The organism is Niabella aquatica, from assembly GCF_054779315.1.
Genome location: NZ_BAAGYM010000003.1, coordinates 465585 through 489338 on the forward strand (window position 1 = coordinate 465585; position 23754 = coordinate 489338).

The following is a 23754-nucleotide window of genomic DNA, read 5'->3' on the forward strand; positions in this document are numbered from 1 at the left end:
TGTGAATGGTCAACTTATCAAATATTTCAGGCAATATCAAAAGTATCGTCCAGCTTTCTATAGCCTTCGTCTCTCTCAAAATATTTGTTAAACATATCTATTGCCTGAGTTCTAATCTTCTGGTAATATTTTTTATCGGACAAAAGAGAATGAATCTGTTTTGCGAACTCCTCCTTTGTATCTCCTCGTAAACAGCCATTATTTTCTTTAGAAGGCAGCCCATCTAATCCCCTGAGTGTACACACAACCGGTAGCCCAAAAGACAAAGCCTCTACTGTTTTCACCTTAATTCCAGTTCCACTTAGCATAGGACATATTGCAATTTTTGATTTTCTGTAATATTCACTCACATTTTCCGCGAATATCACCTTTTTCGCGTTTGCTAATGATGGGATATGATTACATATTTTCCCCACCACACAAATTTTTATATGAGAGGATAATATTGGGTAGACCTCGGTAAAAAACCAGTTTATTGATTTGATGTTATGCTCGTTTTCGCTACCTACAAAAAGCAAATCATATTCATCATCTTCTTTAATATACCCATAGCTGCTATTAAACATTAAGGGGACAAAACGATGCTCTGCCTTTACAAACTGGCTGAAAAGGTATTGCTCATCTGCTGATAAAGACCAAATTTCGTTAAACACTGATAACAATATTATTTCACGTTCAAAAGCTTTGCCCAGCTTAAAAGTTGGTTTCATTTTTATCTGAGCAGTAATAAAATCGTGGGTATCAACAATAAGTTTTGCATTATTTAAAAGGGAGTTGTTTTCAACTAAAGTAGCCCAGGTAACATAACTTATAATAATATAATCATACTGTTTACTTTTTAAAAGCGTATTGAAAGATCTTTGTAATATATGGGTATTATTATTAGGCAAAGGAGATGGATATACGAGCCATTTGTATTTTCTGATATAATTAGGAATTTTATAACCAACTATATACTTTATTTTATTTTTTTTAGAGAGCTTTCGTCCAGGAACATATAAATTGAATTGCGGAAATTCTTTTTTAAAATCAATAATATCGCGATCATTCCATTGACCCCAAAATTTTTCACTCACAAAATCTAAATCTATTTTTTCGCTCCGGCTTTGAAAATATTTTAGTAATTGTAACGCTCTTTGCTTATTGCCTGCGTCCTTTTTTATTGGGCAATCGGGCATAAAATATAGTACTTTTTTTCTCATTATCCTTTACTATTTTTTACAAAAGCCGTTAATTAAAACATTGATTGTAAGGGCAAAGTATCCCAACAAAGAAAGAGATTGTACGTAACAATCTCTTCGAATTTAATAACAAAAGTATAGATTATACTGTTAAAATCTCTATTACTTCAACTTCCCAAAATGTTTGCTTTTTCTACCGCCGAAAGTATTTGTTGTTGCTATAATCCCTAATAGTCCAGATCTATGATCTGGAAAGCAAAGCATCAAATTTCCATCGTTTTGTAATACAAGGATTGCACTACTTGGTACATAGTAGTTCCCGTAAGGAGATCCAAAAGGTCCCGAATATATATTTGATGCCCAAACAACTCCAGTTCCATTTGACTGAGAGCATAATACTAAGTTTCCATCACCTTGAAAAAAAAGATAATTTGCGGCCTTCCCTACTGTATTGGATGCCCAAAGCGCAGAGGAATTATTATAAAGAACCAGATTCCCATCACCTTGCAACACAAATCGATACAACCCGTTTTCACAAATCATCGATTGCCCTTTAAGTAATGCAGGTGAACTACTGGTCGTTAAAACAGTTTCAAAAGATGTTACCATTGGGACCACCTGTCGAATTCGGAAGCTCCCTATTGGTATTGGTATATCGGGAATACCTATTGTTGTAAGTAATAAATAAGGAAGAGGTTCTCCGGCAGCTATTGTAAAAATCGGATTAGAAGTATATGGTCCATTCGATTGGTCCTCTAATGTCGGTCCATATGTATATTCTACAGCAACTGATTTTCCAATATACTTCGGTAACAATGTAACAGAAACAAACATGCCGCTAATCCTATCAACAGTTCCATCAGAAAACAAATTAACATAATTAGACACAGCAGTTGTCTCACCCACGGAAGTTAAAACAACTAGCCTTGCTTTCATAGAGAACTTTTCAAACCCTCCTCCTTGAGCTGCGCCAGTATAAAACCAAAAATTAAAGTGCGCTAAGGTAGATTGAGATGGCGATATTTGTATAAGATTTCCATTTGACAAAGTAGTAGATAAAGCAGCTAAAGAAGGAGCCGCATAAGTATAAATCACACTACATAAAAACAAAATTGCAAGTACTATCTTTTTCATACAGTTGATGAACTTTAAAAGTTTATTTAATAGATTTAATAGTTAGTCTTTCTCATAAGTTATTTTATATACATTGGCTTCATCATACCGACTTTTAGCTTCTTCAAAGCTTATAGTATATTTATATTTTGGAGCAATAAACTGTTTTTCCTTTTTATCATAGCTCATTTCTTCAAAGGGAATACCGTTTACTATCGATAAAAACTTATGCACCCTTTGCAGCAGATCCTGCTCGGCAGCAATCTCTGTGGATGGCGTTTCTTTATTTGTTTTATCCACTTGTTTGTTGCATCCAAAGACCAAGGCTCCGGCAAGGATACAAAATACCATTGCACTACATAATGTGTTTTTTTTCATTTGATATATTTTTGATTGAATACATATGATTTTTATTTAAATGTTCATCCCAAACAATATTTGTGACATATATGAGGTATATACATCTACTAATCGTTATAGTTAAAAAGCAAGAACATTACTATTTATTTCTTATTCAAGGGCGAGCCTAAGGTTTATTTATTCAATAAGAACTTTCCGCGTGTGTATTAAATAATCAGACAGTACAATCGGGGCTATGACAATAAAGTTAAAAAACGCTCTATGAAATCTTCCTGATCAGCATCAGGTTTATGAATAAAAAAGATGATTATCATCAGAATATTTAACTCCAAACGCTTTAAGGTGAATAGAGATTTTATAATTTTTGCAAATTTTTCAAATAGCCTTATTTTTATGTTTATAGCCTAAATTATAATTAACTGCCATGAGCAAGTTTCCCTTTTTATTATGGGTTGCCAGTATGTATATATTTACCTCCTGCCAAAGGCAGGAAGGCCGTTTTTACGCAGAAAGCGTACCAGCTATAGAGGCAACCAATACCTATCTGCCATTAGGTTTTTTACCAGATTCGGCAATTGTAAACATTGTGGTGGAAGCTAATGGTAACTATTGGGGAGAATATAATCCCTCATTCATTAAAAATATTGCAGGAATCAATCACGCTTACTGCCATCCGGATGTAGAATATTTTCCAGAAGGGTTTAATGGATATAAATACTGGATGGTTTTTACCCCGTATTTTGGGTCCGTTGGATCAGAACCGGCTTCTCAACGATTTGAAAACCCCACTATAGTAGTATCCAACGATGGCAGAAACTGGGTACCCCCGCCTGGCATAAAAAATCCACTTGCCAATGCACCAAAGGATACAGAATGTTTTCCCGAAAAAAAGAAAGGTCCTAAAATAGGCTTTTGGTCAGATCCCGATTGGCTTTTTACAGGCAATGAGTTCCGGTTATACTACAGGGGTTGTTTTATTACGGCCCAGGCTTTAAAAAACAGTGGGAGCAAAAGCCAGAATAATGCACTTAAATTAAAAGAGAATGCCCAAAGAACTATCGTAAGGCAAACTTCCAGGGATGGTATCAACTGGACTCCGTTAGAAGTAGCTTATACCAGCAATGCCCCTTATACTCCAAAAGACGATCACCTGCTATCTCCAACTTTTATAATGGCAGGTAATGAAACTATTAGCTACGAGGTAGAATTGAATACGGGTAAGAAAAATTTTAAAGGGAAGGATCCGGCGTATATTATCCGGCGGACGTCTAAGGATGGGTTAAACTTTAGCCTCTTTAATAAAAGTACTATCGTAAATTTCATTAATACCCCTTGGAAGAACGTTAATGCTAAATACGCACCCTGGCATATTCATTCCACCTACGTAGATGGTTACTATTTTCTTTGCCTGGCGGTTGGAGATGTAACGAAATATACTGCAGAACTGTTATATCTGGCTTATTCAAAAGATGGGCTAAACTTCGAGGTACTACCAAAGCCATTGATTGAACAAAACGCTTACCGCTCAGCTATTTTTCCATTAGCTACTACCGATAAAATCATTCAGTTTGGCGCCATACTCGCTTACAAAACCGGCGAATTCAAATATAAAGAGTTTAGGCTAAGCAAAGCCCGCTTGGATGAATCTGTAAACTAAATAATATTTTTGTGGAAGAGCAAGCAGTTAATATAAACTTCTTGTAGAGGCTTAATCACAAATTATTTAAAAACATTGGTTTCAATAATCATCCCAGTTTATAACGTAGAAGCGTTTTTAGATGACGCTATTCAAAGCGTTTTAGATCAAAGCTTTAAAGATATTGAAGTAATATTAGTGAATGATGGAAGCACAGATAGTTCAGCTACTATTTGCCATAAATATGCACAAATGGATAGCCGGGTCAAATTTTTTAATCAAAAAAACGCCGGGGTATCTGCTGCCCGTAATAAGGGCTTACTTCATGCCAATGGAGAATATGTTTTTTTTATGGATTCTGATGATAGCCTCGATCGGGACCATATAATGTCCTCTTACAATATTGCAAAAAAGGAGAATCTTGATATTCTTGTTATAGGTTCCCTTTATGTAAGCCGGTTGCCCCAACCGCAGTCTTTACCTACCTGGGCATTAATGCTTCGAATGAACTTTTTGAGACAACATACAGATGTACGTTTCCCTGTAAATATACAGCCTTGTGAAGATGGGCTTTTCTCACATCAGTTAATAGCCCTGACTACAAAATTGGGAGGAAATCCTAAAGATGTTTATCATTATCGTCAGCATCCTAATCAAAATCATGTTAAAATAAAAGAAAGCACAGAGAAAGTTGTCCAACAAATTCCTATATGGCTGGATATACTGGAGGGATTTTATACAAGGCATCACTTGTTTGAATCTCATGCAAAACATTTAGCACTTTTTATAGAACATGAGCCTTTTGAAATACGATATGTAGATATGCCTTTAAACAATAAACAAAAAGTGTTTCTGCATACGATCGTTAAAAAATTCATGCTAAAAAACGTACTGCCTTATCTCGGCAAAACTGACAGAAAATTTTTAACGAAGCCTTTTCTTCATTTTGTTGCAGCAGATAATCCAGTAGATTTTGACAATTATTACAGCGGCTACATGAAACTCCGAAAACAACAAAGCAGCTTTTATATGTCGCTCACAAAGTTGGTTTTTATACAATCTGTTAAACAGCGTTTAAGAAAAAAAATAAGAGAAAAGTTCAGACGCTAAAAGATAAAAATGAAAATAGTACTCATACAACATGCAGGGTTTATTAACGGGCAGGGAGGCACGGAAAAAATTTGCTCCTTCTTGGCCAATGGTTTTGCTGCGCTGGGACATGAAGTTATAATCGCCACCAATCAGGATATTAAGGGAGGCAGCGTTTTTCCTCTGCATAAAAACGTAACCCTTAAGAATATTTACAATTCCCACATCGTACAATATACTCCTAAAGCGCTCTTTAACTACCGGGGAAAAAATCCGATTTTATGGATCAAACATAAAGCAAGGAAAAAACTTACAAAAGCATATAATCGGTCTCTATACAAAAAACTGGGCGGCGAAGAGGAATTATATAAATTTAACCTACGACAAAGGTCGCAGGCTTGGAAACAATATTTAGATAGTACGCGACCCGATCTTATTATTACTATGTCCATTAGTGCTGTTTTAGAAATAACCTATCTGCAGACCTATCATATTCCCATTATCAATTCTACCAATGGCAGGCCCGATTATGATTATACAGATATATTGTGGTATCGCAGCCCTGTTGATATACAGCTATTAAAAGCGTCTTATAAATATATTACCGCCATACAGGTTTTGTTTTCCAGCTACATTCATTTTTTACCCGATACCTTTAGAGGAAAATGTAAAGTTATTGCCAACCCGGTGCCACAGGTTAGCAACCAGGAAATTGTAAATCACCTCACAAAAAAAAGCCGGTATACAATTGTGCAGATGGCTTCTCTGGTTACCAGTAAGCAGCAGGATATTGCCATTGATATTTTTGCAAATATTGCAACAAAATACCCAGACTGGGATTTATATTTCTGGGGTACGGGCTTTGCCTGCGAAACCTTACAAGAAAAAATAAAGCAGGCAAACCTGCAGCACAGGATCTTTTTAAAAGGGTTTACTGATGCCCCACTGGAAAAGTTAAAGGAAGCTGATGTTTTTATTTTCCCCAGCAAATTTGAAGGGTTTGGATTGGCATTAGCAGAGGCTATGGCAGTAGGCTTACCCGCACTAGGTTTCGCTACCTGCTCTGGCGTAAATGAACTTATAAAAAATAATGAAAATGGCTTTCTGGCAAATAACCAGAATGAAATGCAACAATACCTGGAACAGCTTATAAACAGCCCCGAAACAAGAGGCCGCTTAGGAAGAAATGCCCATAACAGTATGAAAATTTATGATCCGGGGACTATTATGAAGCAATGGGAAATGCTGGTAGATGAAATTATGGGTCCTAATATAGCCGATTAAAAAAAGAAAAGCTGCTAAAAAACAGGTACTCCAATTACCCCTGTCTATGCAATAATTCACATTAAATCCGCGGGCGGTTCTGGAAATACAAGCAGAATAGTTCCATCTTCTTGAAATATCAACATTACATCTTTGAAAGTCTCGATCTGCTGAATCATTAGTTGAATATATATTTGATGGCCATGTAAAGCTGCACTATAACATAATATGCGGTATTATATATTTGACACTACATTCTTTATATGAAAATCCAAAACATTTATGGTAGAAGTAAATAAAGTGAGGCGATGTCCTGTCGTTCCTTGAGAAACTACCTAATAATATTTCTTATTCGCACCCTATCAATATGAATTACACGATAAGTCCTAATCACCTAATTATTCCCTTAAGAAAATTAATTCCAATCAATATTAATTAATAATCAATACGTTCAATATTACTCTTGAATAATACCATCTACCTTCGTACAGAATTTTACATTCCATTCCCTTAATAAACTAATTTAATTCACCATGAAAAAATTATCTTCTATAACAGGTATACTCCTGTTAACTTGTTGTACCCTATTTTATTCTTGTTCAAAAAAAGTTGATATCGAATCTACTTCTCCCACTATAGGCTCGGGAACAAAACCTCGTGCATCAATGGATAACCAATATGATGTATTAGGATATGGGTACGACGCTACAGGTAGATATGCTAATATTTCCTCCAGTAAACTTCCTGTAATTGACCTACAAAAATTCGCACTAAACGATAATAGTCATTTATCAATTATTAATGGTGTTGAGGATTATTTTGATTATACATATGCAGAAAACGCCAGCAGCTTTTCTGATTCACTATCTGTTAAAGTTGGATTAAAAGGGAATTTTTTTAAGCTGTTTAAAGGGGAAGTATCTGCTATTTTTGGCAATTCAAGTAGTTTTAAAGCAAGCTACTCACATGCTACTGCTACAAAATATCTTGAACAAAGAAGATTAAAGTTAGTCTCAACTATAGAAAACTTAAGGGATAACTATCTAACAAATGCTTTTCAAAATGATTTACAAACAATGAGCGCAGCCCAATTAGTTGAAGCTTATGGCACTCATGTTATGACAAATATTACTCTTGGCGCAAAATTTTCTCTTGCATATAAAACAGAGAGTAGGAACGTAGACAAAACAAATTCAGTTAAAGCCGGTTTGGCCGTTAATGCGCTCTTTAAGATGCTTGATGTTACAGCAGATGTAAATTATAATAGTAGCGATAGTAAGTTCAATTACAATCAAATGGTATATTACCGCTCTATTGGAGGGGACGGTACGCAAAGCTTGATTGGCGAACTGACCTTAGATAATACAACCCCTATAAAGCTTAATATCAATCAATGGCAGAGCACTTGTAAACCTCAAAATGCAATTCTAATAAACTTTGGTGAAAATGGATTAATCCCATTATATGAATTTATCAATGATGTCAGTAAAAAAGCAGAAGTTATGAACTACATTATTTCATATATTGATAATAATCAAGTTAATTTAACTTACAATACAATACCGATCTATAGATATTATAGCTCAGAGGCAATCGATCATATTTATGATCCAAGTCCAAATATAACACAGATAGACCATACATGGCAAAAAGAGTGGATAGTATATTACGGTTATAATTATCTCGCCCCCAATTCATTACCCGTTTATAAATATTATATTCCATCTATGAATGACCATGTATATTATACAATTAGTGATCTAGAAAAAACAGACAAAAATGTTAGAAATGAGGGGATCATTTTTTACGTACCTAATGCTTCGGGGAACACAAAACCTGTATATAAATATTATGGGAAAACGATGAAGGATCATATTTTCGAAATAAATCCTAATATTAGCCTAATTGATCCAGCTTGGCAGAACGAGGGCATTGTATTTCATGCCTTTGAAACGCAAGTATTTTAAATAATATTACAGACTTAACGAATCTTTTTATTAATTTGAGGCGCAAAAACAATTGTTTTTGCGCCCTTCTTTTACCCTGATTGCAATACTATAAACAATGGAATTTTCCTGTTTAAGAGAGAATTCTCGAACTTCTCATTTCAGCTTAAATAACTTCCAATATCAATAATACTGCAGCTAGTTTCTAGAAGCAAGAAGCTGCTTAGGAAGAAATGCCCATAACAGTATGAAAATTTATGATCCGGGGACTATTATGAAGCAATGGGTAATGCTGGTAGATGAAATTATGGGCCCTAATGTAACGGATAAAAAGGAGGCAGGCTACTAAAAATTGACAAGTAAGATCAGTAAAGCAATGGCTCGATACGATCCATTCTCCTTCTAATATATTTTGCGTATAACAAAGTTATCCATTTTTAATACTTAAGACCGAAAACCACTTATGTATCAAAGATCAAAGCCTTTTCTCCAGCTGCAACACCGTAACCTTCATATCCTTATACAGCGGAGCTTCCAGTTCCAGCAGCAGGCCGTTTTCATCAGTTATTTTTAATTGGAAGGCATGTAAAGCCAGGCGGTTCAATAAAGGTTTTTCTTCCTCCACCGCTTTACCCAGCTTGAATTTGCTTTTGAACGAAGACAGCAGTACCGGTTGGCCATCGCCATAAAGAACATCGCACACCAAAGGGTGGCCCAATTCCCTGGCATGTACCCGTATCTGGTGCGTGCGCCCCGTATGAATCTGAAACTGCACCCAGCTATACCTTTTAAAATCCTTTAGCAGTTGATAATCAGTAATGGCACTTTTCCCCCGTTTATGGATCAGCATTGACCCGCGCTTTACCCTGTTTTCGGCAATAGGAGCGTCCACAGTTCCTTCGGTTTTTTGTAAAGATCCTATCAACAGCCCCAGGTAGATCTTGATTGTTTTCCTTTCCTCGAACTGCCTGCTGAAATGTTTGTGGGCCGAAGCCGTTTTAGCAAAAATGATCAGGCCCGAGGTTTCCTTATCTAAACGGTGAACGGTATAAATTTCTGGATATTGTTGTTTCAGATAATCTTTCAGGCTGGGATCTTCCCCTTCCCTGTCGGGAACAGAAAGCATACCTGATGGCTTATTAAGGGCCACAAGGCTTTCATTTTCGAATATTATAAGGTCGCGAAGTTTGAATTTCAATTTCTTTTAAGTTACTGGTTACTGGATGCTGGTTGCTGGTTACTGGATGCTGGTTTGCCTGAACCCTGAAACTCAAAACATTTGAAACCAGTAACCTGAAACTTTACCCCGCCTTATGCTGTTCCAGTTGCTTGGCCTGGAATTTTTTATAGAACTCTTTTGCAAAAGTTTTCATATCGTCCACCTGGTCATGGTATTTTGTAGCCCTTCCATAGGAGTCTGCCAGGGTCATTAACGTCTGGTAAAAGAAATCAGCCATTTCATCCACCATCATATCCTTGGTCCAGAGGTCAATGCGCAATGCCGCTTTATCGGCACTATCCCAAAAAGAAAGCATCATTGCTTTTGCCTTCTGCATATTTTCTGCCGTGCTTTCTGTAGCGCTCCAGTTGATGGCGTCCGGCACCCGGTCTTCGTCCATCTGCACATCTATTGTAATCGTAGATTTTATCATTTTTGGCTTTTAGAGCGCAAAAGTAAGTAATTCTAGCAGCCTTTTTATGGAAACAGTACCTGTACCAACACCTTAGCAGCCTCCTCAGCGTTAAACCGGTATGAAAAGCCCTCCAGCTTTTTTTTTAGCTGCTGTCTGGCGGACTCTTCTTTATATATCCTCATCAACGCATTTCCTATAGCCTCACTGCTGCTACCGGAGGAATAAATAACGGCATCCCCAAACATACTCTTTAGCGTATTGGTGGCCGGCGCTATGGCAGGGATTTGAACTTTTGCCGATTCAGCTACGGGCACCGGGAATATTTCCCTGCTATCCATACTAACCAGCGCATAAGCGCCTGCCATTTTTTCGTACAGGCGTGCGTTATCTGTAAGCACCACATCCGCCCGGTATTTATAATTAACCAGCAATGGGGTGGCCTCTTCGCGCTTTATCGATTCGGCTGAACGTAGCACGATCACCAGCTTCCAGTTGCTTTGCAGCCGTTTTTTAAAGGCCGAAAAACCTTTTAACAGGGTCACCAGCCGTTCTTTATCCATGTTAAAATCTGCACAGATAAAATACTCCTTTTCTTCTGTTAAAACATTTTTTATGTCGTGGAAATCACAGTCCCGGGGCAATGGTAACGGGGCAATAACACCTTCAGCCAGGAAACCCTTTTGAGCCTGCTGCGGGTATTTTTTCTCAAAAGCCGCGTACAGGTATTTACTGGTTACCCCAATAGCACCGGCAGATAAAATGGCGGCAGTATCGTTCAACTGCGCTTCTGTGGCTATTATTACCACCTGCTGAATGTCAGTAGCATACTTCAGCGTTCTCTTAAAGCTGATAAAGGCCGTTGCGTTTACCCGTTGCAACCATTTTTCGGTTTTCCTGCGAAGGAAAACTCCTGTTTTTGGAGGGAAAACCACTCCCTGTATGTGAGGCGGGTACGCTACAGCTTCCTCTGTTTGTGGAAAAAGAAGCGTTTCCCGGGGAAGCAATGCTGCCAAAGCCCTGAACAGGTGCTCCTGGAGATACCCGCAATACGTTTCGCTCAACCACTCATCTGCGTCTAAAATAATTGCCATTTGGCTCCTGTTTAAAAATGATACATTGGCCTTTTTATGCATGCTTTTGGGCTGCAACTTCGTTGAATTTTTGCCATAGCGCCTGCTATAACTACAAAATCCACTTGCTTCACTCAAAAATAATGCATAATGAATCTCAACAATAAAATTTAAACGGCCTCTTATTAAATAAGGTTTTTCCTATATCTTTGCCTGATAGCTGCAAAAGTATAGCACCACACTAAATTTGAATTGCAGGGTACATTTTACCCAATTTTTTTATGGAATACAATACAACAAGAAACCACCTGGCGATGCGCGAGTATGGGCGCCATGTACAAAAAATGGTGGAGCATATTCTTACAATTGAAGACCCGGAAAGAAGGCAGAACAATGCCGAGGCAGTGATTGAGCTGATGGGCTTTTTAAATCCCCATTTAAAAAACGTTGAAGATTTCAGGCATAAACTATGGGATCACCTGTTTTTAATATCGGATTTTAAGCTGGACGTAAAATCGCCTTATCCCATACCTACCAAAGAAACCTATAAGGCCAAGCCACAGCCTATCCCTTATCCTAAACGCTCTTCCAGGTTTTCTCACCTGGGTAAAAACCTGGAAGATATCATAGACAAAGCACTAGCCGAACAGGATCCCGAAAAAAGACAGGGATTTGCCAATGCTATTGCTTATTACATGAAGCTGGCTTATAATAACTGGCATAAAGAGGTAGTGCATGACGACGCTATTCAAAGCGAGTTGAACAGTATTACCGATGGACAGCTGGAATTTACCAATACGCCTTATGTGAAGGCTTACAGCCTGAAACAGGACCTCGCTAAAAATAATAATTTTGGCAAGCGCAACAAGTTTCAGCAGCAACGCAACGGGAATGGCAATAATGGCAATCGCCGTAACGGGAATGGGAACGGGAATGGAAACTTTAAGAAAAAAAGATTTTAATTACTTCACTGTATATGGTAAAAGCCGGCAGTAATTGCCGGTTTTTTTTTACAGAATTGCCGGCAGCACTCCTATCCGGAATTAACGGCTAGCGGCTTACCACAGCCACCCTACCTGCAGGCTTCCGTAATATTGCGGTGCCTGCTGGGTAAGCGATTGTTTGCTTTCATAAATGGCAGCTGCACTCAGTAACAGCCGGTTACCGGCGTAAGTAATTCCCAGTTTCGACTGCAGGAAAACAGGATTAAGTTTTCCCGGGATTTTTTCGGGCCTGGTACTGAACATCCCACCCTGCACTGTAGCATCGTATGCCTTCAGGTAAACCATGGGCATCAGGTAGCCAAAAAGTTCCCTGTTCGCCTTCGCATTTCCTTTATGATTGCCCCAGAAAGCAGTAGCGCTGTTTGGGTTGAACTGTCCGTACACTAAAGCACCGCCTGCTGCTGCATGGGTAAATAAAGTGCCGGCGGTAGCTGATAGTAAAGGTTTAAAAGCCCATTTGGATTTTATACCGGGCTTTGATAATGCAGGCGACCAGGCCAGGTCTGCATTGGCGCCCCAGGCTTTGTTCAGCTGGCGCTCCCAAAAAGTAGGCTTGTATATCCGCATGACCTGGTGGGCCAACTTCTGAACTTCTGCCCCATAAGCCGGAGGGCCGATAACGCCGGCGCTGATCCCCCACTTTAACAGATCTTCTTTTTCATTATACAGGCTGTTTTGATACCCGGCATACAAATAGCCTGTCAGGGGACGGTCTAACCGATCTTGCTTTATTTCGCCCGAAAACTGCGCAGTATAAATATTATGACCGGCATAAAAGCTGTGGGTTCTTTCTGGTTTTTTCTTTCCGGGTGTAGACCTGCTCCATTGGTACGCGAGCTTTATACCATTGGTATAATAGCCATCATTATTGACAGAGATATAGCTGTCGTTTTCAGATACAATGGTGAACTGGTTTTGATTCTGGGCAGACGTTGCAATAAATAACAGGATACATAAAGCAGTAATAGAAATAGAAAGCTGATATTGCATTATTTAAGTGCCTGTATTATTAAAGTAGCTACAAAAATAAGGCTCAATCTTATTCCGGGAGTGCCGCCTGCATTTATATTTACCGGCTCATATATTTCTCTACCGGCAGGCGGTTTTGTAAACTGCGGCCCAGCGTCAGCTCGTCTGCATATTCCAGCTCCCCGCCAAATGCGATGCCCCGGGCAATAGTCGTGATCCGTATATCGAGCCCCTGTAATTTTTTCTGAATATAATAAATGGTGGTATCCCCCTGTATATTGGGGTTAAGGGCAAAGATCAGCTCCTCGGTATTTTCTTTTTCAACACGCTCTGCCAGGGCAGCAATATGCAGCTGATCTGGGCCAATGCCATCGAGAGGAGAGATAACACCGCCCAATACATGATAGGTTCCGTTAAACTGCTGCGTGCTTTCAATAGCAATCACATCGCGTATATTTTCTACCACACAAATAGTTTTCTGCTGGCGGTAAGAATTAGCGCATATAGAGCAAAAATCTCCATCGGCTACATTAAAGCATCTTTTACAAAAACGGATTTCCTTGCGCATGCGGGCAATGGTTTCACTGAAATGCTCCACATGGTCCTCTTCCTGTTTTAATAAATGCAAAACCAGCCTTAATGCCGTCTTTTTACCAATACCCGGCAGGCGCGAGAACTCATTGACAGCAGATTCTAACAGTGCGGATGAAAATTGCATCCTGCAAAGATAATTGTATCGGTCCTGATTTCAGAATGGCCCAACGCTGCGGTTCCCCTAAGTTGCGGTTGCTAATGGAAAATTAAAAATTATGCGCGTGGAATCATCTTGACTAAAAACGCTTTATGTTTGCTTAATATGCGCGTTAAGAATATCCTGGTTTTTGTTTTAATACTGGCCTCAGCCCTGGCTTTTATGTCTTCTGAAACAGGCTGTGCAAGCATTGTGCCTCCTTCCGGCGGTCCGAGAGACTCTTTACCACCTGTAATTATATCGGTAACCCCCGAAAATGAAACCCTGAACTTTAACGCCAGGGAAATAAAAATTGAGTTTGATGAATATGTGGAGCTCAATGATATTTACAAAAACCTTATTGTTTCACCTTTTCCAAAGCTGATGCCGGAAGTAAGCCGCAAGCTGCGGACAGTAACGGTGAAGATAAAAGATACCTTACAGCCCAATACTACCTATGTTTATAACTTTGCCAATGCCATTAAAGATCTGAACGAGGGAAATAAGGGCAAAGATTTGCTCTATGTGGTTTCCACAGGTACTTATATTGATTCGATGCAGTTAAGCGGCGTTGTAAAAATGGCGGCTACCGGGAAAGCCGATTCTACCCTGTCGGTGATGCTATACAGTAACCTCGATGACAGCGCTATTGTAAAGGAGCGCCCCAGGTATGTAACTACGGTGGACAGCAGCGGTATATTCTTCTTCCGCTATCTTGCTCCCGGCAAATACCGTTTGTTTGCCACAAAAGATGAAAGCGGCTCTTATATGTATAACGAGGAGCAGATCTTTGCTTTTGCAGACTCTGTTATAACCATAGCTCCCGAGCCGCCTGCTCCTGTAAGGCTTTGGGCATATCAGCCTGAAAAAAGAAAAGATGATGAGGCGGCAGAGCCAGAAACCACGATCAATGAAAAAGAAAAAAGGCTTAAGTTCAGAACCAGCCTCGAGGCGAATAAACAGGACCTGCTAAAGGCTTTTACCATTACTTTCGAAAATCCGCTGAAGACATTTGATACTACAAAAATGAGACTGACCATAGATACTACTTTCAGACGGGTAAACGGTTATAAGTTCACGTTAGACAGTACTGCCCGCGTGATAACAATGAACATGCCCTGGCTTGAAGACACTACCTATCATCTTATCTTAGAAAAGGAATTTGCATCAGATAGTATCAACAGGCAGATAGTCAGAAACGATACGATTACATTTAAAACCAAATCGCGCAACGATTACGGACAGGTAAAGATCACTTTTGTAGATGTGGATCTCGACAGGAATCCTGTGTTGTTAATTACACAGGGTACCACAGTTCTCAATGCGTTTCCTATACCCGCCAGCCGCATTGTGCAACTTCAGCTGTATCCACCCGGAGACTATGATATGAAGATCTTATACGATACCAATAAGAACCAGAAATGGGATCCGGGACAGTTTTTTGGCGAGCGGCGGCAACCGGAACTGATCGATGCAATCGACCGGAAACTGAACGTAAAGCCTAACCAGTGGGAAACTGATTTTGAAATACGAAAGGGGAAATAGCCGTTCCCTGGTATCGGCATATTTTTGAAAAACCGCATTACGCGTTTTTCCCGGAATAAAAAAATGCTTCTCAGTGCAGATGATAGCCCTGCTTTATTTCCTGTTGTTTTATGCGTAAAAAAAATAAAAATCGAAGGTTATCCGGATTTGCCACATAATTTTGCCATCATTATGGATTTGAAAAAGAACAGGCCGGTAGCCATATGGTTGTTTACAGGGGCCGTAATGATCGTGATACAGATATTATTAGGTGGTATAACCCGGCTTACCGGAAGTGGCCTTTCCATTACTGAGTGGAAACCTATTTTGGGAGCATTGCCGCCTATGAACGAACAGGACTGGAATATAGCTTTTGAAAAATATAAGCAGATCGCTCAATATAAATATATCCATAACTATTTTACGTTAAAAGATTTCAAATTCATTTATTTCTGGGAGTGGCTGCATCGTAACTGGGGACGCTTTATGGGAATCGTATTTATTATTCCATTCGTTTATTTTATTTACAGAAAGAAGATAGACCGCAGCATGTTATGGCCAATGGTTATTTTGCTTATGTTAGGAGCATTACAGGGCGCTATTGGCTGGATCATGGTAGCCAGCGGTGTAGGTACTGACCTGGTATATGTAAGCCATATAAGGCTGGCCATTCATTTTATGGCTGCTTTAATTTTACTGGTGTACGTGGTATGGTTTGCATTAAAGATATCGGTGCCCGATTTTAAAAGACTGCATCTGCCTGCTATAAAAAATTTCACATGGCTGCTGCTCCTTATTTTAACCATACAGCTGATATATGGCGCATTTATGGCAGGAACGCATGCCGCTAAATCTGCCATTACCTGGCCCAGTATTAATGGCCGGTTAGTGCCCGACATGAGCGAGGGAGGCATTTTTCATAATTTGCTGGCTATACAGTTCATTCACCGGGGGCTGGCTTATCTCATTACTATACTGGTAATAATATACACTATAATGCTGTACCGCCAGCCCGTAAGCACGGCAGTGTACCGGCTGCGCAATATTCCGCTGCTTACCACAATAGCACAGGTAGTGCTTGGAATATGCACATTGGTCTATTATCTGGACCCACAGGCAAAATTGTGGTTGGGTATCGCCCACCAGTTTGTAGGCATGCTGCTGCTGATAAGCCTGGTGATGGTATACTTTTACAGCACAAAGAGGAATTACAGACAATAGATTTCAGACCATTGAGCAGGTATGGATACTAAAACCCTCTGCTGCTGGTAGCCTGGTATTTTTCCAGGTTGGGGCATTGGCCTGCGGCATCTTTATCAACCAAAACATAAAAAGTAGGAACCTTTTTTGTAAGCCAGTCATCAATAGCTTTATCCTTTTTAGAAGCAAGAGCCATATCGGCGATCTTGTTATAATCATCTTCCAGGTTCATCCGGTGCGGTTCTGTTCTTGATTTCAGGTACAGCAGCCTGACTCCTTTTTTACCCTGGTCATTCGTAAAAGTAACAGGTTGAGAGTATTCCCCGACCTTTAAAGTACTTAAGGTATGTACCATCTCCTTATCCGGCAGCTGGTCTATATGAACATAGGTTGCGCCGTTCTGGTTCAGAACGAACGGTCCATAGCTTTTTACCGATTCATCTTCGCTGTATTTATAAGCAGCATCTTTAAAAGTGATCTTTCCCTCTGTAATTTCCTTTCGTACCGAATCGAGCTTCGCTTTAGCTATATCCAGCTCTGTTTGCGTAACGGGCGGAATCCTCAATATCATCTGCACCTTTGCATTATCCCCGCGCCGGCTTTCACAGTAAATCAAAAAATAGCCGAACTTGTTCGATTTTACCGGCATAGAAAGCTCCCCGGCTTTGAGCCTGAAAGCAGTCGACAAAAATACCGGGTCCCACTGGTCTTTATCATTGCGGTTGATCTCGTAAGCGCCACCACGGTCGCGGCTGCCTGGATCTTCCGAGTATTTTTTTGCAAGATCAGCAAAGCTTGCACGCCCGCTTTCTATTTGCCTGCGGTAGTTCATCATTTCATTATAAATATACTCTTCCACTTCTTTTGCTGCTTTAGGATAGATATTGATCTGGCCAATTTCCAGCTCCGACTCCAGGAAAGGAATACTATCAGCAGGCACCCTGTCAAAAAATCCTTTTACTTCTGTTGGTGTAATATGTACATTTTCAACGATCTTTTTTCGCATAGCCATTGCCAGCATCTGTTCCTTAATAGCATGCCTGGAATCATCTTTCAGCTGGTAAATAGTTTTGCCTGCAATATCTTCCACTGCCTGCTCGCTGCCAAATTGCATGATCCAGCTGCGCACACGCATGTCCAGGTTCGCTTCCACCTCATCATCGCTAACCGGCAATGAATCCCTTTCTGCCTGGAGCGCCAGTATTTTGGAGATCAGTGACTGTTCCAGTATATGGCAGGCAGCACCTGCCGGCAACTCTTCCCCGTTACGTGATGCATCGGCTATAGCGTCCTGGATATTGGATTGCAAAATAATACGGTCCCCAACTGCCCCTACAATTTTATCCACCACTATTTTTTGCGTTTGCCCCTGCGAAAAGGCTGCCATGCTAAGTGTTATGCAAAATAAGCCAGCTAAAAAATATCTGATCATGATTCAAAATTAATCAGGGTAATTACATGAAAACAGCAATCCACCGCATTTAACAAAAGTTTGAGGCAAATGAGCTAATATGCCAATGTGATAATAGTTCATGGTTCATAGTCCATCGTCTGTGCGTACCTAAAATAAATTGACATTTATTACAATATCCAATTTTCAATACACAACAGTCCCTGCCTGACCAATTATCAATCATTCGGGCAGCAATGTTCAATTTGTCTTTGAAACGAATGCCCAATAAGTATTGGACAACTCGCCAGCTCATTCACACCGTTTGATTCTACATTTAACATTCAATATTCTACATTACAATGTTCTCTTAATCTCTTCCAGTTCGTAAGATTCTACAATATCACCTACTTTAATATCGCTGTAGTTCTTTATAGTAAGGCCGCATTCCATGCCTGTCAACACTTCTTTGGCATCATCCTTAAAACGTTTCAGCGAGCCTAATTCAGCTACTGCATTTTCCCCTACGGGATAAATGACAATACCATCGCGTATGAGCCTTACTTTATTATCACGCTTGATCTTGCCTTCGAGTACAACACATCCGGCTACGGTAGCTTTATCGAACTTAAATACTTCTTTTACCTCAACATTTGCAGTGATCTTTTCCTTAACTGTAGGTTCCATCATGCCTTCCATCGCGCTCTTCACTTCTTCAATAGCGTTATAAATCACCGAGTACATCTTAATTTCAATACCCGCATTATCTGCAAGCCTTGAAGCCTGTGAAGAAGGCCTTACATTAAATGCGATAACAATGGCGTCAGAGGCTTCCGCAAGCACAATATCACTTTCATTGATCTGTCCTACACCTTTATGTATCACGTTCACCAGGATCTCTTCTGTCGAAAGCTTCTGCAGGGAGTCGCTCAATGCTTCCACGGATCCATCCACATCCCCCTTAATAATAATATTAAGCTCTTTAAAGTTACCCAGTGCAAGCCGGCGCCCGATCTCGTCAAGCGTAATATGTTTTTTGGTACGCATGCCCTGTTCACGTAATATCTGTGCACGGCGGTTGGCTATATCTTTTGCTTCTGCTTCATCTTCGTACACTTTAAACTTCTCGCCGGCCTGGGGCGCACCATTTAAACCCAGTATGACTGCAGGGGCAGAAGGCCCTGAGGCATCCTGCTTTTTATTACGTTCGTTGAACATAGCCTTTACACGTCCATAATACTGGCCGCTCACTACCAGGTCTCCCTGTTTCAGGGTACCGTTCTCTACCAGCAAGGTAGCTACGAACCCGCGGCCTTTATCGAGCGATGCCTCAATTATGGTACCTGTTCCTTCTTTATCAGGATTGGCTTTTAGCTCCAGCAACTCTGCTTCCAGCAATATTTTCTCCAATAGCTTATCTATATTCAGTCCTTTTTTGGCAGACAGCTCCTGGCTTTGATATTTACCGCCCCACTCTTCTACCAGAATATTCATTTGCGAAAGCTGCTCATATATCTTCGTTGGGTTGGCCCCGTCTTTATCAATTTTATTGATAGCAAAGATCATGGGCACACCGGCCGCCTGCGCATGGCTGATGGCTTCACGGGTTTGCGGCATTACTGCATCATCGGCAGCTACCACAATAACTGCGATATCAGTAACCTTGGCACCGCGCGCACGCATAGCCGTAAATGCTTCGTGACCCGGCGTATCAAGAAAAGTGATTTCCCGGCCATTATTCACCTCTACACGGTAAGCCCCAATGTGCTGGGTAATACCTCCCGCCTCACCGGCAACCACGTTGGCATTGCGTATATAGTCAAGCAACGAGGTTTTACCGTGGTCAACGTGCCCCATGATCGTTACAATGGGGCTGCGCGGCTGTAAGCTATCAATATCGTCTTCGGCTTCTTCATCCTCCTCCATTTCCATTTGCTTCTCCATGTCTATGAACTCTACATCAAAGCCAAACTCACCGGCTACCAGCTCAATCACTTCTGCATCTAATCTTTGGTTAATAGACACCATGATACCAAGGCCCATACATTTACTGATAACATCGGCAAAGCTTACGTCCATAAGGCTGGCCAGCTCACTTACACTAATAAATTCGGTTACCTGCAGTTTGCTGTCGCCGGCTTCCTGGCTTCTCGCATCTTCCGCCTCATTTCTTTTATCTCTGCGTGCTTTGGCTCTCATAGCTTTTTGCTTGTTGCCGCCGCCACCGCTCAGCTTCGCCTGTGTCTCGCGTATTTTATCCTGTATTGCCTTCTCGTCGATCTGCTTATCTTCCCTGTGGTGGTGGTGTGGCCTTCGGTCTCTGTTAAAGCCACCACCTGTGTTGTTGCGCTGATCCCTGTTGCCACCGCCGCCCTGGTGAAAAGGTTTTTTAGCCGCAGGATCGGGTTTTACCTCTTTCTTTTCAATAGGAATACGCTTACGCTTGCGCTTCTCATCGCGCTTAGGCCGTGTATCATTATCAACCGGCAGGTTAATTTTTCCCAATATCTTGGGGCCTTCAATTTTTTCTGCCTTTATTTTAGTAATCTCAGGCTCTTCAGGTACCGGTGGCACGGGTACTGCCGGGCCAGACTCTTCTACCTTTTGTGCGGGCACCGGTTCTTCCGGTTGCGGTTGTACCGTTTCTTCCGGTTCTTTTTCCACAACAGGCTTTTGAATGGTTACCGGCGGCGGAGCTGAAGACTTTTTGGGCCTTGTAGAGCTTTCTAAAGCCGAAAGGTCAATCTTATCCAGAATTTTAGGGCCTTCTATTTCAGGCGCATCAATCTTAACGAGGTTATCCTCTTTTACGTTTTCCTCAGGCGCCGCTACCGGCTCCACTATGGGCTCGGGCGCAGGTTCCGGCTGCGGTTCGGGTTGCTGAACCGGGGCTGCTTCCACGACAACAGGCTCTGCTACTGGTGGTGGTGGAGTTTCCGTTACAGGTTCGGGCCTGGACGGCTCTTTCTTTTGCACCGGCTCTTCTTCTTCCTTACGTTTTTTAGTTTCGCTGCCAATTCCTTTTGGCAGATCTACCTGATTGCTTTTAAGCTTGGCCGCTTTATCATTTTGAAAGCCTTGCTGCAAAGCCAGGTACATAGCTTCGCTGAGTTTTGAAGACGGCTTCAGATCGTCTTTTGCAAAACCTTTTCCAACAAGAAATTCAACAAGTGTATCCTGGCCAATGTTAAACTCTTTTGCTGCCTGTAATAATCTTGGAAGTTTGATTTCTGACATATATAAAATGCTCTCCGATTGCCTCAACCAAGGCAATTTTTAATTTACCATTCTGCACAATATTTTCTACCCGTAAGGGCTATTCTCTTTCTAATTCTTCCTGCAATATCTTTCTCACATCTTCTACGGTTTCTTTTTCTAAGTCTGCTCTTTTTTCAAGCTCTGACGGGCTCATCCGCATCACACTGCGCGCCGTATCGCAACCAATTTTCTTCAGCGCATCAATAACCCATCCGTCAATCTCATCACTGAACTCTTCGAGGTCTACATCAAATTCTTCTTCATCATCCTCACTATCCCTGTATACATCCAGCTCGTAACCCGTAAGCTCTGACGCTAATTTGATGTTAGCGCCACGCTTGCCTATAGCCAGCGATACCTGGTCGGGCTTCAGAAAAATGCTGGCGTGCTTACCTTCGGAATCTACGCTCATGCTGGTAATTTTAGCAGGAGTAAGCGACCTTTGAATAAGCAGCTGAATATTATTCGTCCAGTTGATCACATCAATGTTCTCATTTTTCAGCTCTCTTACAATACCATGGATGCGGCTGCCCTTCATACCAACACAAGCCCCCACAGGGTCTATCCTGTCATCGTAAGACTCTACAGCTACTTTTGCCCTTTCGCCTGGTTCTCTTACAATTTTCTTGATGATAATAAGCCCGTCAAATATTTCAGGCACTTCTATTTCCAGCAACTTCGCCAGAAAATCGGGAGAGGTTCTTGACAGGATGATCACCGGGTTATTGTTCTTCAGATCCACGCGGGTAACGACTGCGCGTATATTTTCTCCTTTCTTAAAATAATCCTGCGGTATTTGCTCGCTTTTGGGAAGAATCAGTTCATTGCCTTCCTCGTCCAATAATAATATTTCCTTTTTCCATACCTGGTATACTTCGGCGCTTATAATTTCCCCAATGCGGTCTTCATATTTTTTTGCAAGTACATTCTTTTTCAGATCGCTGATACGGCCGGCCAGGGTTTGCTTGGCAGCCAAAATAGCACGACGGCCAAAATCGATCAGGTCAATCTCTTCGTAAAGATCTTCTCCCACCTCATAGTCAGGCTCAAGCTTTACAGCTTCAGAATAAGGTACCTGGGCCAAAGGATCTTCCACTTCCCCATCTTCTACAATGGTTCGGTGACGCACTATTTCAAGGTCGCCTTTTTCTGCGTTTACGATCACATCAAAGTTATCATCGCTGCCATACTTTTTACGAAGTAATGTTTTAAAAACATCTTCTACCACTTTCATCATAGTGGGCCTGTCAATATTTTCAGCGTCTTTAAACTCCTGGAACGCTTCTATAAGATTAATACTTGCCATAGCAATTCATAATTTAATTATTGGGCTTCCCCTTTCAGGAAAGCAGGTTTTAAAATTTAATTTGAATCTGAGTAGATTTTATATCCCCGAAAAAAATATTATGTTTTACTGTTTCCGCCTTTTTACCCTTGCCTTTTGTTTCTTCTACCGTAATTTCTATCTCATTTACACCGGTTAAAAGACCTTCCAGCTTTTCCCCGTCATTTTTTATAATTTCAACAAACCTGTTGATGTTTTTCACATACTGACGGTGCATTTCCAGCGGCTCACCAAGGCCGGGAGAGGATACTTCAAGCGAAAAATTCCCATCAGGGAATAAAGCCGACTCTTCCAGTATTTTATACAAAGCCCGGTTATATTTTACCAGGTCGTCAATACCCACACCCTTATCTCCATCAATAAAAACTTTGATATTATTGGTGGGTTTTATCTTTATTTTCACTAAAAAATGTTCAGGATTACCGGCCAGTATTTCCTGAATTTCTTTCTCAACTTTTTGAATTACAGCCTCCATGTTATATATGCTGGTAAATAAATAAGGGAACGCCACCGTTCCCTTATCTCAAAATCTGCCGCAAAGGTACAATTTTCTATTTAAAAATGTTGTATTAACTTTAAATTATTATTGGGGAACACCGGGTTTAAAACATTTTTGCTTTTTAGCCGTTTACCTAAAAAGAAAACGATTTTTGAAATGAGTGTTATCGGCGTTATACTTCTGGGTATTTTTCTATGGTTTTTTTACAACCTGTTTGTAAAGGTTATCCTTCCTGTTTATAAAACGACCAGTCATATAAAACGTCAGTTTAAAAATATGGCGCAGCAAAGAGAAACGGAAAACAACGCAGCAGCACCTTCTCAAAATAAACCTGTAAAGGAAAAAGTAGGAGAATATATAGATTTTGAAGAAGTAAAATAACCAAAACCAACTTTTTCGGATAACTATTTAATAGTCAGGCTATTGTTTTAAAATTCATCAGGGTCTTCCTGAAAATATGTAATGCAGTGTAGGCTTGTATTTTATTAGCAAAAGAATATAAAAAATGCCTCATTTGGAGCAAAAATTGCTTTAAGTGAGGCA

20 protein-coding genes are annotated in these 23754 nt (G+C 40.4%); 8 read left to right on the top strand and 12 right to left on the bottom strand.

What is annotated here, in order from left to right:
* Positions 1 to 26 precede the first annotated feature (26 nt).
* From ACYVBM_RS03680 to ACYVBM_RS03690, 3 genes are all read right to left on the bottom strand, one after another.
* The gene (locus tag ACYVBM_RS03680; RefSeq protein WP_460684263.1) at positions 27 to 1202 is read right to left on the bottom strand and encodes a glycosyltransferase; all 1176 of its coding nucleotides are present in this window, start codon (positions 1200 to 1202) and stop codon (positions 27 to 29) included.
* A gap of 141 nt (positions 1203 to 1343) precedes the next feature.
* Positions 1344 to 2315: a hypothetical protein gene (locus ACYVBM_RS03685; protein WP_460684264.1), complete on the bottom strand. Its 972-nt coding sequence runs from the start codon at positions 2313 to 2315 to the stop codon at positions 1344 to 1346.
* A 42-nt stretch (positions 2316 to 2357) separates the two neighbouring features.
* Entirely contained in the window at positions 2358 to 2672 is a 315-nt protein-coding gene (locus tag ACYVBM_RS03690) for a hypothetical protein (protein WP_460684265.1), read from the bottom strand.
* A 406-nt stretch (positions 2673 to 3078) separates the two neighbouring features.
* Here ACYVBM_RS03690 and ACYVBM_RS03695 point away from each other — a divergent pair, with 406 nt between their 5' ends.
* From ACYVBM_RS03695 to ACYVBM_RS03710, 4 genes are all read left to right on the top strand, one after another.
* On the top strand, positions 3079 to 4311 hold the full coding sequence (locus ACYVBM_RS03695) for a hypothetical protein (protein WP_460684266.1): 1233 nt from the start codon (positions 3079 to 3081) through the stop codon (positions 4309 to 4311).
* Between the two features lie 75 nt (positions 4312 to 4386).
* On the top strand, positions 4387 to 5400 hold the full coding sequence (locus ACYVBM_RS03700; protein WP_460684267.1) for a glycosyltransferase family 2 protein: 1014 nt from the start codon (positions 4387 to 4389) through the stop codon (positions 5398 to 5400).
* A 9-nt stretch (positions 5401 to 5409) separates the two neighbouring features.
* The gene (locus ACYVBM_RS03705; RefSeq protein ID WP_460684268.1) at positions 5410 to 6663 is read left to right on the top strand and encodes a glycosyltransferase; all 1254 of its coding nucleotides are present in this window, start codon (positions 5410 to 5412) and stop codon (positions 6661 to 6663) included.
* 512 nt (positions 6664 to 7175) lie between these two features.
* Positions 7176 to 8609 (top strand): MAC/perforin domain-containing protein, encoded by a 1434-nt coding sequence (locus ACYVBM_RS03710; RefSeq protein WP_460684269.1) that lies wholly within the window; start codon positions 7176 to 7178, stop codon positions 8607 to 8609.
* Positions 8610 to 9063: 454 nt separating this feature from the next.
* Here ACYVBM_RS03710 and ACYVBM_RS03715 read toward each other — a convergent pair whose 3' ends face one another.
* The 3 genes from ACYVBM_RS03715 to ACYVBM_RS03725 all read right to left on the bottom strand — a co-directional run bounded on the left by ACYVBM_RS03715 (position 9064) and on the right by ACYVBM_RS03725 (position 11313).
* A complete protein-coding gene (locus tag ACYVBM_RS03715) occupies positions 9064 to 9786 on the bottom strand; it encodes an RluA family pseudouridine synthase (RefSeq protein WP_460684270.1) in 723 nt (240 codons plus the stop codon).
* 103 nt (positions 9787 to 9889) lie between these two features.
* Positions 9890 to 10240 (bottom strand): gliding motility protein GldC, encoded by a 351-nt coding sequence (gldC, locus tag ACYVBM_RS03720; RefSeq protein ID WP_460684271.1) that lies wholly within the window; start codon positions 10238 to 10240, stop codon positions 9890 to 9892.
* A gap of 44 nt (positions 10241 to 10284) precedes the next feature.
* Positions 10285 to 11313, bottom strand: a complete 1029-nt coding sequence (locus ACYVBM_RS03725; protein ID WP_460684272.1) for a glycosyltransferase — start codon at positions 11311 to 11313, stop codon at positions 10285 to 10287.
* 260 nt (positions 11314 to 11573) lie between these two features.
* Between ACYVBM_RS03725 and ACYVBM_RS03730 the strand changes: the two genes are divergently transcribed.
* The gene (locus ACYVBM_RS03730) at positions 11574 to 12254 is read left to right on the top strand and encodes a DUF4290 domain-containing protein (protein WP_460684273.1); all 681 of its coding nucleotides are present in this window, start codon (positions 11574 to 11576) and stop codon (positions 12252 to 12254) included.
* Positions 12255 to 12350: 96 nt separating this feature from the next.
* Here the strand turns inward: ACYVBM_RS03730 and ACYVBM_RS03735 are convergent, their stop codons facing one another.
* On the bottom strand, positions 12351 to 13286 hold the full coding sequence (locus tag ACYVBM_RS03735; RefSeq protein ID WP_460684274.1) for a lipid A-modifier LpxR family protein: 936 nt from the start codon (positions 13284 to 13286) through the stop codon (positions 12351 to 12353).
* A 79-nt stretch (positions 13287 to 13365) separates the two neighbouring features.
* Complete coding sequence (gene recR / locus ACYVBM_RS03740) at positions 13366 to 13983, bottom strand: recombination mediator RecR (RefSeq protein ID WP_460684275.1); 618 nt, start codon at positions 13981 to 13983, stop codon at positions 13366 to 13368.
* A 138-nt stretch (positions 13984 to 14121) separates the two neighbouring features.
* Between recR and ACYVBM_RS03745 the strand changes: the two genes are divergently transcribed.
* Both ACYVBM_RS03745 and ACYVBM_RS03750 read left to right on the top strand, forming a co-directional pair.
* Complete coding sequence (locus ACYVBM_RS03745; RefSeq protein ID WP_460684276.1) at positions 14122 to 15540, top strand: Ig-like domain-containing domain; 1419 nt, start codon at positions 14122 to 14124, stop codon at positions 15538 to 15540.
* 63 nt (positions 15541 to 15603) lie between these two features.
* Positions 15604 to 16740 carry a COX15/CtaA family protein gene (locus ACYVBM_RS03750; protein WP_460684277.1) on the top strand — a complete coding sequence of 379 codons (1137 nt, stop codon included), beginning with the start codon at positions 15604 to 15606 and terminating at the stop codon, positions 16738 to 16740.
* Between the two features lie 28 nt (positions 16741 to 16768).
* Here ACYVBM_RS03750 and ACYVBM_RS03755 read toward each other — a convergent pair whose 3' ends face one another.
* The 4 genes from ACYVBM_RS03755 to ACYVBM_RS03770 form a co-directional block, all read right to left on the bottom strand.
* On the bottom strand, positions 16769 to 18151 hold the full coding sequence (locus tag ACYVBM_RS03755; protein WP_460684278.1) for a peptidylprolyl isomerase: 1383 nt from the start codon (positions 18149 to 18151) through the stop codon (positions 16769 to 16771).
* A gap of 315 nt (positions 18152 to 18466) precedes the next feature.
* Positions 18467 to 21346, bottom strand: a complete 2880-nt coding sequence (gene infB, locus ACYVBM_RS03760; RefSeq protein ID WP_460684279.1) for a translation initiation factor IF-2 — start codon at positions 21344 to 21346, stop codon at positions 18467 to 18469.
* 79 nt (positions 21347 to 21425) lie between these two features.
* Positions 21426 to 22673, bottom strand: a complete 1248-nt coding sequence (nusA, locus tag ACYVBM_RS03765; protein ID WP_460684280.1) for a transcription termination factor NusA — start codon at positions 22671 to 22673, stop codon at positions 21426 to 21428.
* A gap of 49 nt (positions 22674 to 22722) precedes the next feature.
* Positions 22723 to 23187, bottom strand: coding sequence for an LSm family protein (locus ACYVBM_RS03770; protein ID WP_460684281.1), 465 nt, complete (start codon positions 23185 to 23187; stop codon positions 22723 to 22725).
* 180 nt (positions 23188 to 23367) lie between these two features.
* Here ACYVBM_RS03770 and ACYVBM_RS03775 point away from each other — a divergent pair, with 180 nt between their 5' ends.
* Complete coding sequence (locus ACYVBM_RS03775; RefSeq protein ID WP_460684282.1) at positions 23368 to 23592, top strand: hypothetical protein; 225 nt, start codon at positions 23368 to 23370, stop codon at positions 23590 to 23592.
* Positions 23593 to 23754: the final 162 nt, after the last annotated feature.